Source organism: Coriobacteriaceae bacterium (genome assembly GCA_025757745.1).
In the GTDB taxonomy this organism is placed as follows: Bacteria; Actinomycetota; Coriobacteriia; order Coriobacteriales; family Coriobacteriaceae; genus Collinsella.
The window spans coordinates 2110062-2123091 of record CP107217.1 but is presented as its reverse complement, the minus strand read 5'-3'; the positions used below and the strand labels follow the sequence as shown (position 1 = coordinate 2123091).

The window sequence follows — 13030 nt, the reverse complement described above, 5'->3', positions numbered from 1 at the left end:
TGCATTTGGCGAATCCGCTCCATTGTAATGGCGCGACCCCTGACGCGCCGGGAACGCTGCAAGTCGAAACCGACCGGAAAGGGCAGGCGGCGCACGCCGACGTCCGAGACGGGCAAAAGTCCCGCCCATCCCATGACGACACCCCCACGCCGCCCGCGATGTGTTAGCGTTTGGATGAACAAAACGAGCCCGTGCGGAAAGGAGCCGGACCGTATGCCATGCGATACCACATCCCCGCTGTCTCGCGAGACCGATGCGCCCGAAACTATCGTCAAACTGGAGTGCGACATCGATGACGCGTCGCCTGAGGTGCTTGCCTACGCTGCCGATTGCCTGCGCAAGGCCGGCGCCCGCGAAGTGCATTGGTTGCCGCTTTACTGCAAAAAGGGCCGTCCCGGCTGGCAGTTGCAGGTAATCTGTACCCACGAGGATATCGAGCGCCTGCAGACGATTGTCTTTTTGGAAACCACGACCAATGGCATCCGCCGCCAGGTTATGGAGCGCGTTTGCCTACCACGCCGCTTTGAGCGCGTAACAACGCCATGGGGCGAGGTGTCCGTCAAGGTGGCGACCTTGCCCGACGGCAGCGAGCGCGCGGCGCCCGAGTACGAAGACTGCGCCCGCCTTGCCCGCGAGCACAATGTGCCGCTCCAACGCGTGATGCAGGCGGCCCAGAGCGCGGCACTGCGATTTGAGTAACGCGGCTGGCGGCACGCCACGCCCAGCTCCATCAACCCCACCCGAAAGGATCACCATGAAATACCTCATCGCCTCCGACATCCACGGCTCGGCATACTGGACCGAGCGCCTGGTCGCCGCCATCGAGTCCGAGCAGCCCGACCGCATCGTCCTGCTGGGCGACCTGCTCTATCACGGTCCGCGTAACGACCCGCCGCGCGATTACGCTCCCAAGCGTGTGATTCCGCTGCTCAATGCCCTGGCCGACCGCATCATCGCGGTGCGCGGCAACTGTGACGCCGAGGTCGACCAGATGGTGCTCGATTTCCCGGTCATGGCCGACTACGCCACGCTGTTTGACGAGACCGGCCGTGAGCTGTTCCTGACGCACGGCCACGTCTTTGGCGCCGGCATGCACAACAGCGTCGACCACGCGCCCGCGCTGCCCGAGGGCTCCGCGCTCGTCTACGGCCATACGCACATCAAGGTCAACGAGGAGAGCGCCGCGCACCCGGGCCTGTGGCTCTTCAATCCCGGCAGCGTGAGCATTCCCAAGGACGGTACGCATAGCTACGGCATCTACGAGGGCGGCGTGTTCCGTCACGTGGTCCTGGAGGAGGAATAACTATGGCGCAGCACATGGCTCAGCAAAATGCCGAGGGTTCGCGCGACCTGTCCACGCTGGTCGACGCGTCGGCCGAGCTGCAGCATCTGGTGCAGACTATCTGGCGTCTGCGTCAGCCCGATGGCTGCCCGTGGGATCGCGAGCAGACGCATCAGAGCATCGGCAAGAACATGATCGAGGAAGCCTACGAGGCGCTCGATTGCATCGAGGCCGATGATGCCACGCATCTGCGCGAGGAGCTCGGCGACGTGCTCATGCAGGTAGTACTGCATGCGCAGATTGCGGCGGACGCCGGCGAGTTTACGCTGGCCGACGTGGCGCGCGATATCGACGCCAAGCTCATCCGCCGCCACCCACACGTGTTTGGCGATGCGGACGCCGAGAGCTCCGACGAGGTGCTCAAGATTTGGGATGAGGTCAAGCTTGCCGAGAAGGTTGCCAAGGACAAGGCCGTGGCAGCGGGCGAAGCTGCGCCCGAGGGTCTGCTCGACGGCGTGCCCACGCATCTGCCGGCGCTGATGCAGGCGCAGAAGGTGTCGCGCAAGGCGGCTGCCGTGGGCTTTGAGTGGGAGACGGTCCAGGATGTGTGGGACGAGGTAGCTGAGGAGCGTGCCGAGTTTGAGGCCGAGGAGCCCGGCTCGCCCGAGCGCGAGATGGAGTTTGGCGACCTGCTCTTTGCCCTAGTCAACGTTGCGCGCAAAGAAGGAATCGACGCCGAGAGCGCCCTTCGCGCCAGCACGGCAAAGTTCCGCCGTCGCTGGGCTGCGATGGAGGCCGCCGTGCACGAGGCGGGCGATGACCTCGCCGCCTGCTCAACCGCTCAACTCAACGACCTGTGGGACCAAGCAAAAGCAAGCGAGTGAGGCCTGCGTCTCTCACGGCATCCATTCGTAGAGAGGTCTCTACAAGCAAAAAGCCATATACAACGGAAGATGTGCCAGCTGTGCTTCGGCATCCCACTCGAGTTGTTTAGGGTGCAACACGTAAGCCATCCCAATCTTCTTGTTAAAGCGCGCGCGGAATCGGTCGAGGGAGATGGTTCCGTATCTGCGTGGCGACTTAACTTCGATGGGGCTGATGCGCGGCTTTCCGGCGGCATTGACATAGGGTCGGGTGACGAGGAAGTCGATTTCCATGCGCTCCTCCCCCTCCTTCTTTCCGCTTTGGGAATAAAAGAAGAGTCTGTATCCATTGGCCTTTAGAGATTGGGCAACGTAGTTTTCGGTAAGCATTCCTTCGTTCAATCCGATGTCGCCGCGAAGCACGGCCCTGTAAACGTCTTCATCGGTATCGTTGTTGTCAGAGAAGGCAAGCGTTACAAGCAGGCCGGTGTCCGCCATGTAGCACTTGAGGGCCGTTTGCTCCATGCTGAGTGAAAGGCCCACGCTCGGTTCGCTTGCGGCATAGCAGATATTGGCAATTCGCGCGTCTGCCAGCCAAAAGAAGGCTTCTTCGTAGGTGCGCATGCGTGCGTTTTTATCAAGTGAGGAAAGCTTGAATCGTTTTTCGTGCTTAGAGAGCTGACCCGGGATGCCATCGAGTACGGAGACGACTTTGAATTCGTAACCGGTTGCAAAACGAGAGATATCGTTGCGATAGAGCTGGACGATTCGGCGCTTCGAAGCGTCGACGGGCGCAAAAGCGCGCTGTTCAACATAGATGGATACCGGCTCAGGCATGCCGCCTACGAGCATGTATTCGCGCATAAGGGAGAGCGCTCTGCGATGTAGGGCATCGGGGAGCGGCTTCATCTTGTTAAAACTCATGCGAATGAGATCGGCCAGCCCCTTTTCGTCCATGCCCCAAAGAAACTCCTCAAAGTCGAGGGGCTCAAGTTCCAGAGACTCTTCCTCGGATGGGATGACGATATCTTTAATGTTCTGCTTGATGCTGAGCAGGGATCCAGTTTCGATGTAGTCGTAACGTCCGTCTGCAACGAGATACTTGATGAGTCCGCGTGCTTGCGGGTACATCTGGACCTCGTCAAAGACGATAAGCGTCTCGTGTTCATAGAGTTTGACGTTATAGAAAACCGAGAGATAGAGGAAGAGCGAGTCGAAGTCAGTGCGATAGTCCTCAAAATATTGCTTAACTTCGGCAGGTGCTTGAAAGAAATCAATGACAAGGCAGGACTTGTATTCGGTTTCTCCAAACGTGCGGGCAAGCGTGCTCTTGCCGACGCGGCGGGCTCCTTCAATAAGAAGTGCTGTTTTACCAGCGTTTTCATGCTTCCATTTTAGTAGTTTGTCATAGGCTTTTCGTTTAAGCATGGCTACCTCGTACACGATATCCAGAACTTTTATAACCTGATTATGCACGATATCCAGAACTTCAGACCCTTAGAATTGCACGATATCCAGAACTTTGAACGATGTAAAAGCACATTATTGGCTCTTTCATTCGCAAGCCAGGTAAAGACGGTATGCCGATAGAAGAATTTAATGGGGGGGGCGACCTCTAGAGATGAATGCTCGGTGCAAAAACAAGCGCCCCAAAGAATGATTTCTCCAATTCATATGTATCCCTCGGCTAACTTAGGGCATAATGCAAAAAGTGCGACATGGCTAACTTACGGAGGCGCACCAATGGTGCACAGTCGGCCAGTCGCTTGCATCAACCGTTTCCAAGTGAGAGGGAGACAACATGAGTGACATTTTGGATGTCTACGGTCGCGAGGTGCTCGACAGCCGCGGCAACCCCACCGTAGAGGTCGAGGTCGTGCTCGAGGACGGCAGCTTCGGTCGCGCGATGGTGCCTTCGGGCGCTTCGACCGGCGCCTTTGAGGCATGCGAGTTGCGCGACGGCGACAAGGGTCGCTACCTGGGCAAGGGCGTCTCGCAGGCCGTCGAGCACGTCAACAACGAGTGCGCCGATGCCGTCGTGGGCCTCGATGCCTTCGACCAGCGCGCCGTCGATGCCGCACTGATTGCCGCCGACGGTACGCCCAACAAAACCAAGCTCGGCGCCAACGCCATCCTGGGCGTGTCGCTGGCCGTTGCCCGCGCCGCTGCCGAGTCGGCGGGCCTGTCGCTGTACCAGTACCTGGGCGGCGTCAACGCCCACCTGCTGCCCACGCCCATGATGAACATCCTCAACGGCGGCGTGCATGCCGACAACAACGTTGACTTCCAGGAGTTCATGATCATGCCGGTGGGCGCCCCGAGCTTTACCGAGGGCCTGCGTTGGTGCGCCGAGGTTTACCACACCCTCAAGGGCGTGCTGCACGAGGCCGGCCTGGGCGGCGGCGTGGGCGATGAGGGCGGCTTTGCGCCCAACCTCAAGACCAACGCCGAGCCGTTCGAGTACATTACCAAGGCCGTCGAGAAGGCTGGCTTTAAGCCCGGCGTCGACTTCATGTACGCCATGGATCCGGCATCGACCGAGTTCTACAACGCCGAGACCGGCATGTACGAGCTCAAGGGCGAGGGCGTGGAGTACACGAGTGCCCAGATGGTCGATTACTGGGAGAAGCTCGTCGACACCTATCCCATCATCTCCATCGAGGACGGTATGGCCGAGGAGGACTGGGACGGTTGGGTTGAGCTCACCCGTCGCATTGGCAACAAGGCGCAGCTGGTGGGCGACGACCTGTTCGTCACCAACACCGAACGCCTCAAGAAGGGCATCGAGCTGGGTGCCGCCAACGCGATCCTGGTCAAGGTTAACCAGATCGGTACGCTCACCGAGTCGCTCGAGGCCATCGAGACCGCCAAGGAGGCCGGTTACGCTTGCATCGTGAGCCACCGCTCCGGCGAGACCGAGGACTCCACGATCGCCGACCTGGTCGTGGGTGTTAACGCCGGCCAGATCAAGTCGGGCGCCCCGTGCCGCAGCGACCGTATTGCCAAGTACAACCAGCTCATCCGCATCGAGGACGAGCTCGAGGGCAGCGCGCGCTACGCCGGTAAGGCCGCGTTCTACAACATTCGCTAAACGGGCGAATTTGGCGAGGGGGAGGCTGACTCGGTTCCTCCCCGTCTTGGCTGGATGCCGCAAAGAACTATGGGCGCTGGGCCATACGGCTCAGCGCCTTTTTTATGTCGAGCAAAGGCTGGCGAAGGCGGTGCGGGCGCTCGTGCTATAACTAAAGGACTTAGCGCAAACAAACCTCAACCGCACAAGGCGCACATGGATCAGATTTACGACAACAGGTATTATTCCGCCGGTTCGCGCGAGCCGTCGCCTCGTCGTGCGCGTACCGCACAGCTTGGCGGGTCTGGTTATGCTGGTGCTGATCGCTCCAGGTATAGCTCGCCGGCGACTTCGCATCCCAATGCTCAGCCAAATAGTTCCTCGGATAGTCCGGTGCGCCCATCGCGTTCCAAGCATGCGTCGCGCCCTTCGACCCAGGCGTCCGACAAGCCGCGCCGTCCCTCAAGCCGTCTTTCCGGCTCGGACTTTATGCACTACGCCAACGACAACGCAGCGGTCAAGGCAATTTACGACTTTACCCACGGTCCTCAGCGAGGGCTGTTTATCGGTATTGTCGTCGCCCTGGTGCTCGTGAGCCTGTACTTTCCCGTGCGCGACCTCTACGTTGCCAAACGCTCGAGCGATATCTTGGCCAAGCAGGTCGAGATTCGCCAGCAGTACAACGACGAGCTGCAGAAAAGCGTCGACAAGCTGCTCTCAGAGGAGGGCATTAAGGACGCGGCGACCGAGGACCTGGGCCTGGTGATGCCCGGCGAGACCAAGATTGACGTGCTGGGCCTGGACGACGATTCGGACTCGTCGTCGAGCAAAAAGTCCTCGAACGCCAAGAAGGCCAGCGAAGTCGCCAAAGAGATCGAAGAGGTCGGCAAGGACGCGCCGTGGTACATCCAGACGCTCGATATGCTGTTTGGATTTAACGGCGTCGAGGGCCAGACGGTCGTGTCCAACGGCAAATAGCGCCCGGAGGGGAGCCTGCAATGGCAGATTGCAAACGCTATAAGGTAGCCGCGATTGACCTGGGAACAGTGTCGTCGCGACTGGTGTTAGCGCAGGTCGAGGCCGGGGCGATCGTGGAATCGTCCAAGCATACCGAGATCACCGACTTGGGCGAGGGCGTGGACGCGACGGGCCGCTTTTGCGAGGCGGCCGTTGAGCGCGTGCTCGCCGCATGCCGCATGTTTGTGGACGAGGCACGTGCCTTTGGGGCCGCGTGCATCTGCACCACGTGCACGAGCGCCGCGCGCGATGCGTCCAATGCCTCGCTGCTGCTGGACGGTCTGCGCGAGCTGGAGCTCGAGCCGCAGGTGATTCCGGGCGAGGTCGAGGCGCGCCTGACGTTTTTTGGCGTGGCGCACGACTTTGCTGGCGAGCGCATCATCGTTGCCGATTCGGGCGGCGGATCCACGGAGCTCGCGACGGGCGTCTATGCACCGGAGCGCGGCGTCTTTGCGCTGGAGGGAGCGCGCTCGCTGGACATCGGTTGCCGCCGTGTGACGGAGCGGTTTTTCTCGGCGCTGCCGCCTGCGGACGGCGAGCTTTCCGCCGCTGCCAACTGGGCAAACGAGCAGTTCGCTGCCTATTTTGAGGGCCTGCCGAGCAATTTTGAGCGCGCAGAGCGCCTGGTCGCGGTGGGCGGTACCGTCACGACGCTCGTGGCGCTCGTTCACGAGCTAGAGCCGTATAATTCGAGCTTTGTGCACCTGCGCGAGCTTTCGCTGGAGCAGGTTTCGGCCGCTATCGAGCGCATGTCCGCGCTGGATGTTGCGGGCATCGCCGCGTTGCCGGGCGTGCAACCCAAGCGCGCGGGCGTGGTCTTGGCGGGTGCCGTGGTGATTCGCGAGCTCATGCGAGCCGGCGGCTACGACACGCTCACCGTAAGCGAGAACAGCCTGCTTGCCGGCATGGCCGCCACCATCAACGAGGTTCTCGACGGCGCGACCCCCACCATCGCCTGGGTCCCCAGCCTGAGCGCTCTTTAACCGTCTTCCTCTGAGTTGCGGTGAAATAGTTCCTAAATAAGCTGATAAACGGTATAAACAGGATCTATTCCACCGCAGCTTAGAGTCCCACCGGCATCTAAAAGAAACAAGCCCGCATCCCTTGGGGACACGGGCTCGAAAGCTCCATATGGTAGGGGCGGTGGGACGTCCGCGTATTTGCTGCGCAAATCCGCACCGGCTTCGGCCGCCTGCCGGCGCCCTCGTCGGCTCGCTGCGGACGCTGCGCGTCCGCCTGGTGCTCGCCCCCTCGCGGGTTCGAGTCCCGCCGGCGTCCAAAAGAAACGAGCCCGCATCCCAACGGGACACGGGCTCGTAAGCAATCACATGGTAGGGGCGGTGGGACTCGAACCCACAATCCTTGCGGCGAGAGATTTTAAGTCTCCTGCGTATGCCAATTCCGCCACGCCCCCGTGAGACTAGAAGTCTAGCACAAGCCGCCCGTTACGCGTTGACGGCCATTGAGTGCCGGCCTGACTTTTCCAAGTACTCGGCAAACTTGGCTTCGTCGCCCTTGTTCTTGTACTGCAGGGCCAGCAGGTATTCCAGGCGGCAGCTCTTGACCTTGTCGTCACCGGCCTCCTTGAGCATGCGCTCCAGCTCGGGAATGTCGTTGTGGCGCTTGAGGATCATCGTGTCGTACATCAGTTGGCATTCGTGTGCGACTGCCTCGGCCTGGCCGCCCTCAAAGCCTTTGATCTCGTGCAGCAGCTCCTTGGACTTTTTGCGGTCCTCCTGGCCAACGTAGTAGTTAAAGGCCTTAATCACCAGGTCGACGCGCTGCATTTTGGGCAGGTTGAGCCCCAGCAGCAAATCGAACATCTCGTCGGCACGCTTGTGGTCCTCGCGCAGCAGATAGGAGTTCAGGCGCAGGTAGTCGCGGTTATAGCGCGGGTACAGCATGCTGGTGAGTTTGCCATCGAGCAAACGATCGAACTCGTCCCACTGCTTCGCAGCCATAAGCTGCTGCAGGCGCTTAAACGTGGTGCGTTTTTTGACGCTAAAGAATACCGACACGGCGATGCAAATAATGACGACGGCGGTCCAGAGGGTGCGGGAATCGGGCATATTGGGGTCCTTAGTCGCTCATAAAGCGAGCGGTATGACAACACGTACTAGATGTATTATACGCAGCGCGCAAGCAAACTGGCATAAAAGCTCATCGAGGCCGAGTGCCATCGCTCGCTGCGGTACACTTACCTAAAGTAAACCATGAAGGGAGACATTACCTATGAAGAAGATTGTTTTGGCTTGCGGTGCTGGCGCTGCTACTTCCACGCTCGTTGCCCAGAAGGTCGCCACCATGCTCGACGCCAACGGTTACGCCGACAAGTACGAGATCGTGCAGTGCGCCATCTCCGAGGCCAAGGACGTTTGCGACGAGGGCGCCGACCTGCTGATCGCCACCACCGTTGCCCCCGAGGGCCTCACCTGCCCGTACGTGAGCGGCGTGCCCTTCATGACCGGCATGAACCGCGTCGCTGCCGAGAAGGCCGTCCTCGACGTTATGGCTCAGTAGGCGCTGACTGTATGAGTGAGCAGAACGCCAACCCGGTCGAGCTCTTTGGCATGCGCGTCGCTCACGTGGGCATCAACGCCACCGACCCGGTCGATGCCCTGGAGATCGCGGAGCTGTTCTCGACGACGATGGGTCTGCCCGTTATCGAGACCCCGGTTTCGTACTTTAACGATTCGCTGGTCGAGGTCATGAAGCAGAATGGTCGTGGCACCAAGGGCCACATCGGCTTTGCCGTCAACGACATTGATACGGCCGAGAAGTGGTTTGCCGAGCGCGGGCTCGAGGTCAACGAGGAGTCGCGCGCGCTGCTGCCCGACGGTAGCACCAAGCTCGTGTACTTTAAGCGCGAGTTCGCCGGCTTCGCCGTGCACCTGTGCCGCGACTAGCGCACAAGCTGCTATAGCTAGCAAAAAGGGATAGAGCCGCGTGGCCCTATCCCTTTATTTATGCCGAGGGGCATCCCTACCGTGGCAGGCGAATCGTAAAGCGGCTGCCGACACCCTCGACCGAGGTCACGCCAATGACACCGCCATGGCTATCGACGATCCACTTGGCAATGGCAAGCCCCAGACCCGAGCCCTGCGCGCCGGCATCGCGCGCGTTGTCGGCGCGGTAGAACCGCTCGAACGCGTGGGCTGCGGATTCCTGGTTCATGCCGATGCCCTCGTCCTCAACGTTTATGTCGATCGTGCCCGCGCCCGCATCCGGTGCCACGCCAAACGTGATGGGCGTGCCCGCGTCCGAATACTTGGCGGCATTCTGCACGATTACGCGCAGGGCCTGCTTCACGAGCGCCACGTCGACGGGCGCGTCGCAGCGCGGGTCGCTGACAAGCGCAGCGTCAAAGGCCAGTCGATACGTGTGCTCGGTATCGATCATCTGCGATTCCTCGCATACCACGCCGACCAGTGCGGCCAGGTTGGTATGCGCACGCCGCAGGACCGTGCGCCCGGCATCGCCGCGCGCCAAAAACAGCAGCTGCTCCACGAGCTCCTGCATGTGCTCGCTTTCGGCCTTAAGGGACGCGATGGATTCTGCCAGCACGGCCGGGTCGTCTTTGCCCCAGCGGTCGAGCATGTTTACGTAGCCCTGAATCACCGCGATGGGCGTGCGCAGCTCGTGGCTTGCGTCGTTGACAAAGCGCATCTGCTGCAGCTTGGCCTCTTGCATCTGGCGCAGCAGGCGGTTGAGCGCGACCTCGATGCTTGCCAGGTCGGCGTCGCCGGTGGTGACGCTCGGCGAGTCGACGCTTGCGCGCTCGATGGCCTGCTCAAGCGTTTCCATCTTGCCGCCGGCGAGTTGCATGCGGCCGAGCTCATCCACACGCAAGGCCAAGTCGTTGAGCGGTGCCATGGTGCGGCGCACGCGGCGGGCGCCGCCGAGCATGTTGAGCACGGTGATGACCTGCCAACCCACAACGACAAGGTAGAGAGGCCATAGTGCGACGAGGTCCTGTGCGAGGGGGAAAGTCTTGGTGATGCGCGCAAATTCGACGGTATAGGTGAGCGTTGTCAGGTCCCAGCCGCGTGCGGGCGTCAGCGACATGCCGCGAACGGTGGCGTTGGGGATCCATCCTGCGGTAAACGCGCCGTCGGGCAGCGTCTGGTTGTATCCATAGACGAGGATCGCCGCCGCAATCACCATCAGCAACAGATCGAGCCAGACGTAGCTCATCAAGCGGCGCCACATATAGCCCCAGTTGATGGCGCGGGCGATGGAGGTGACGCGCTTGGCCTCGGTGTTACGCGCGGCAGACATAGCCCACCCCGCGCACGGTCTGGATGATGCGGGCGCTGCCGGCGTCTTCGATCTTGGCGCGCAGGTGCGCAATGTGCACGTCGACGTTGTTGGTGTCGCCCACGTATTCGTAGCCCAGTGCTTCGTGCGCGATGCGCTCGCGCGTGAGCACGGTGCCGGCATGCGCCATAAGCAGGGCGAGGACGTCGAACTCGCGAGCCGTGAGTGCGATGGGCGAGCCGCCGACCGTGACTTCGCGGCGGTTGGGGTCGAGCGCAACCGAGTCAACGGTAAGCGCGGCGGGGGAGGGCGCGGCAGCGGTCTGGGCCGTGTCGGTTGCCGGGGACATTGTGGCGATACCGGCGGCCGTGCCGCTCGCTACGCCAGCCCCGGCGCCGGCGCCGCCAACGCCCGAAGCCGTCCGCGCGGCCTCTGAGCGCTTCAGCGCCACGCGGATCCGTGCGAACAGCTCCTCGATCGCAAACGGCTTGGTCAGGTAATCGTCGGCGCCGGCATCGAGCCCGGCAACCTTATCCATCACGGCATCGCGCGCGGTGACCATGATCACCGGCACGTCCTTGTGCTTGCGGACACGCCGCAGGACCTCCATGCCGTTGAGCTGCGGCAGTAGCACATCGAGCAGAATTAGATCGTAGTCGCGCTCCAGCGCCAGATCCACGGCGGTGCGGCCGTCGGCGGCGTGCTCCACCTGGTAGCCCTCGTGCTCCAGTTCGAGCGTCACAAAGCGGGCGATTTTCTCCTCGTCCTCTACGATCAGGATCCGTGCCATGCGTGCCCCCGTCTGCGATTACTTGTCGTCGTTCAGATTTTGTTTGATGTCGTCCGCGGCATCGGCAGCGTGATTCATAAGGTTGTTGATGCTGCCGGGCACGTCGCCGTCGCTGTCGATGCGGTAGCGCATGCCAAAGAACAGGCCAATCAGCATCAGCCATATCGTGGCGCCCCAAGCAAACAGCGCGACGATGGGGATCAGGATGGGGATGTTGAGGATGATCGCATCGCGGCGCGTGGCGATAAACTTGGTGTCCAGGCTCAGGCGGAAGAGCTTTTTGAGGTACTCCCACACGCTGTCCATCTTCTTGGAGAAGTCGGTCTTTTCGCTCGACTTTTCGTAGGCGGCCTGCGCGGCGACCATCTCGGCCGAGGGCTCATCGACTGGCGCGGACTCGGTGGCGGCGTGCGCCGACGTGGTCTGGGTCTTGCCCTGCGACTCGAGCCAAATGATGGCATCCAAGACGTTACCGTCGGCGGCGTCGAGCGCGGCCTTGGCATCGGTGTAGCTCACGTTGCACTTGGTGCGGATGGTTTCAACTTTTTCGAGGTCGTCCATGACCTGTCCTTTCGTTCGATGGGCGCGACGCCGGACGATCTGCCCGGGCGCGAGCGTTGCGTTCGGCGGCCTGCGCTGCGCGGCGCCGCCCCGCCCTTGGTCGAACTCTATAGTGCAAGTTATAGATTAAGCGATTCTTGAGCCAAGATTAATAGTGGATGAGTTTTTGGGTGGCGCGGAGGCGGGCGGGGGCAGAAAAGGCAGGTTTTGCGTGGCGTGAAGGAGGTGCAGTCTGATCTTTGGGACGGCTGACAGCGAGGTCTAATACTTTTCCGAGAAGTGAATGAGTGAAAACGGACCCCCGAAGCATCGACACTTTTCGGGTGCCGTTTCCTGCGGCTTTGATGCCAGAATCCTGCGTTTATGCCGTTGAAAAATGCGGATGCTCCAGGGGTCCAAAAACAGACGTTCACTTCGCGGAAAAGTATTAGACCTCGATAGCAGGGGATGGTGGGCCGATGACAAAGTGGTGGCAGAAAAGGGGTACGCAAAGCACGCCGGTCATAGGGAATCAAAATCACGTTGCAAAAGCATGAGAATATCCTACAATTGCAACATGAAGTACTTTAGCAACATAACGGCGATAAGCGAGCTTTCCGAGAGTGAGGGCGTGTTCACCACAGCCCAGGCGGCTCGTATGGACATCTCTCGAGATGCGCTGGCACACTCATGCCGCGTGGGGCGTCTTGAACGGATATGCCACGGCGCCTACCGGATGTCGGGCACGCAGCGCCGAGACACTGACGAGCTCAACGCTTTTTGGAAACTCACCAATCCCTCCCTTTGCGCGTGGGAGAGAAAACGCCAGTGGGATGGCATCGCCGTGAGCGGTACGACAGCGGCGAACCTACAGCAAATGGGCGATTTCTATCTGTCCCCCTACAGGATGACCGCGCCCATGCGCATCAATACGAGAAACGAATCCCTTTCTTTTGCAAAGCGCGAGATCGCTGAGCAGGACATCGTCTGGCTCGACGGCCTGCCGGTAACTAAACCCGAGCGCACGCTTGTTGATCTTTGCCTCGATTGCGAGGACCCCTCATTAATTATCGATGCCTATAACGACGCGCTTGGGCGAGGGCTCGAGATACAGCGGCTGAAAGATCTTGTAGAGGAGAACTCTAAAACCGCCAAACGACGCGAGTTGATGATGCCCTTGTTGACGGCGCTGAACGAGTAATGAAAAACGG

14 protein-coding genes and 1 tRNA gene are annotated in these 13030 nt (G+C 60.8%); 9 read left to right on the top strand and 6 right to left on the bottom strand.

The window, feature by feature from the left end:
* Positions 1–132: 132 nt before the first annotated feature.
* The 3 genes from OGM60_09290 to mazG are packed head-to-tail and all read left to right on the top strand — an operon-like array spanning position 133 to position 2166.
* Positions 133–699, top strand: a complete 567-nt coding sequence (locus OGM60_09290; GenBank protein ID UYI99069.1) for a LarC family nickel insertion protein — start codon at positions 133–135, stop codon at positions 697–699.
* Between the two features lie 55 nt (positions 700–754).
* Positions 755–1303, top strand: coding sequence for a phosphodiesterase (gene yfcE, locus OGM60_09285; protein UYI99068.1), 549 nt, complete (start codon positions 755–757; stop codon positions 1301–1303).
* A 2-nt stretch (positions 1304–1305) separates the two neighbouring features.
* The gene (gene mazG, locus OGM60_09280) at positions 1306–2166 is read left to right on the top strand and encodes a nucleoside triphosphate pyrophosphohydrolase (GenBank protein UYI99067.1); all 861 of its coding nucleotides are present in this window, start codon (positions 1306–1308) and stop codon (positions 2164–2166) included.
* Between the two features lie 39 nt (positions 2167–2205).
* Here the strand turns inward: mazG and OGM60_09275 are convergent, their stop codons facing one another.
* Entirely contained in the window at positions 2206–3588 is a 1383-nt protein-coding gene (locus OGM60_09275; protein UYI99066.1) for an ATP-binding protein, read from the bottom strand.
* A 358-nt stretch (positions 3589–3946) separates the two neighbouring features.
* Between OGM60_09275 and eno the strand changes: the two genes are divergently transcribed.
* The 3 genes from eno to OGM60_09260 all read left to right on the top strand — a co-directional run bounded on the left by eno (position 3947) and on the right by OGM60_09260 (position 7215).
* The gene (gene eno / locus OGM60_09270) at positions 3947–5236 is read left to right on the top strand and encodes a phosphopyruvate hydratase (protein UYI99065.1); all 1290 of its coding nucleotides are present in this window, start codon (positions 3947–3949) and stop codon (positions 5234–5236) included.
* A gap of 195 nt (positions 5237–5431) precedes the next feature.
* Positions 5432–6193, top strand: coding sequence for a hypothetical protein (locus OGM60_09265; GenBank protein ID UYI99064.1), 762 nt, complete (start codon positions 5432–5434; stop codon positions 6191–6193).
* 20 nt (positions 6194–6213) lie between these two features.
* Positions 6214–7215: a hypothetical protein gene (locus OGM60_09260; GenBank protein UYI99063.1), complete on the top strand. Its 1002-nt coding sequence runs from the start codon at positions 6214–6216 to the stop codon at positions 7213–7215.
* A gap of 346 nt (positions 7216–7561) precedes the next feature.
* On the opposite strand, the gene OGM60_09255 is transcribed toward OGM60_09260, so the two are convergent.
* Positions 7562–7646, bottom strand: a tRNA-Leu gene (locus tag OGM60_09255).
* Positions 7647–7677: 31 nt separating this feature from the next.
* Positions 7678–8301 carry a hypothetical protein gene (locus OGM60_09250; protein UYI99062.1) on the bottom strand — a complete coding sequence of 208 codons (624 nt, stop codon included), beginning with the start codon at positions 8299–8301 and terminating at the stop codon, positions 7678–7680.
* A gap of 163 nt (positions 8302–8464) precedes the next feature.
* Here OGM60_09250 and OGM60_09245 point away from each other — a divergent pair, with 163 nt between their 5' ends.
* Positions 8465–8752, top strand: coding sequence for a PTS sugar transporter subunit IIB (locus tag OGM60_09245; protein UYI99061.1), 288 nt, complete (start codon positions 8465–8467; stop codon positions 8750–8752).
* Between the two features lie 11 nt (positions 8753–8763).
* The gene (locus tag OGM60_09240) at positions 8764–9138 is read left to right on the top strand and encodes a VOC family protein (protein ID UYI99060.1); all 375 of its coding nucleotides are present in this window, start codon (positions 8764–8766) and stop codon (positions 9136–9138) included.
* Positions 9139–9214: 76 nt separating this feature from the next.
* Here the strand turns inward: OGM60_09240 and OGM60_09235 are convergent, their stop codons facing one another.
* Genes OGM60_09235 through OGM60_09225 form a run of 3 tightly spaced genes read right to left on the bottom strand, consistent with a single transcriptional unit; the run spans position 9215 to position 11840 of the window.
* A complete protein-coding gene (locus tag OGM60_09235; protein ID UYI99059.1) occupies positions 9215–10510 on the bottom strand; it encodes a HAMP domain-containing histidine kinase in 1296 nt (431 codons plus the stop codon).
* A complete protein-coding gene (locus tag OGM60_09230) occupies positions 10494–11279 on the bottom strand; it encodes a response regulator transcription factor (GenBank protein ID UYI99058.1) in 786 nt (261 codons plus the stop codon). The genes OGM60_09235 and OGM60_09230 overlap by 17 nt, the downstream gene beginning before the upstream one ends.
* Positions 11280–11297: 18 nt before the next feature.
* Entirely contained in the window at positions 11298–11840 is a 543-nt protein-coding gene (locus OGM60_09225) for a DUF4342 domain-containing protein (GenBank protein ID UYI99057.1), read from the bottom strand.
* 556 nt (positions 11841–12396) lie between these two features.
* Between OGM60_09225 and OGM60_09220 the strand changes: the two genes are divergently transcribed.
* Positions 12397–13020, top strand: coding sequence for a type IV toxin-antitoxin system AbiEi family antitoxin domain-containing protein (locus OGM60_09220; protein UYI99056.1), 624 nt, complete (start codon positions 12397–12399; stop codon positions 13018–13020).
* The last annotated feature ends 10 nt before the right edge of the window (positions 13021–13030 follow it).

Excerpts from the sequence above, each read along its gene's own strand:
- mazG (UYI99067.1), top strand. The coding sequence starts at position 1,306 with ATGGCGCAGCACATGGCTCAGCAAAATGCCGAGGGTTCGCGCGACCTG.
- OGM60_09250 (UYI99062.1), bottom strand. The coding sequence starts at position 8,301 with ATGCCCGATTCCCGCACCCTCTGGACCGCCGTCGTCATTATTTGCATC.
- OGM60_09230 (UYI99058.1), bottom strand. The coding sequence starts at position 11,279 with ATGGCACGGATCCTGATCGTAGAGGACGAGGAGAAAATCGCCCGCTTT.
- OGM60_09240 (UYI99060.1), top strand. The coding sequence starts at position 8,764 with ATGAGTGAGCAGAACGCCAACCCGGTCGAGCTCTTTGGCATGCGCGTC.
- eno (UYI99065.1), top strand. The coding sequence starts at position 3,947 with ATGAGTGACATTTTGGATGTCTACGGTCGCGAGGTGCTCGACAGCCGC.
- OGM60_09220 (UYI99056.1), top strand. The coding sequence starts at position 12,397 with ATGAAGTACTTTAGCAACATAACGGCGATAAGCGAGCTTTCCGAGAGT.
- OGM60_09235 (UYI99059.1), bottom strand. The coding sequence starts at position 10,510 with ATGTCTGCCGCGCGTAACACCGAGGCCAAGCGCGTCACCTCCATCGCC.
- OGM60_09225 (UYI99057.1), bottom strand. The coding sequence starts at position 11,840 with ATGGACGACCTCGAAAAAGTTGAAACCATCCGCACCAAGTGCAACGTG.
- OGM60_09290 (UYI99069.1), top strand. The coding sequence starts at position 133 with ATGACGACACCCCCACGCCGCCCGCGATGTGTTAGCGTTTGGATGAAC.
- OGM60_09260 (UYI99063.1), top strand. The coding sequence starts at position 6,214 with ATGGCAGATTGCAAACGCTATAAGGTAGCCGCGATTGACCTGGGAACA.
- OGM60_09245 (UYI99061.1), top strand. The coding sequence starts at position 8,465 with ATGAAGAAGATTGTTTTGGCTTGCGGTGCTGGCGCTGCTACTTCCACG.
- OGM60_09265 (UYI99064.1), top strand. The coding sequence starts at position 5,432 with ATGGATCAGATTTACGACAACAGGTATTATTCCGCCGGTTCGCGCGAG.
- yfcE (UYI99068.1), top strand. The coding sequence starts at position 755 with ATGAAATACCTCATCGCCTCCGACATCCACGGCTCGGCATACTGGACC.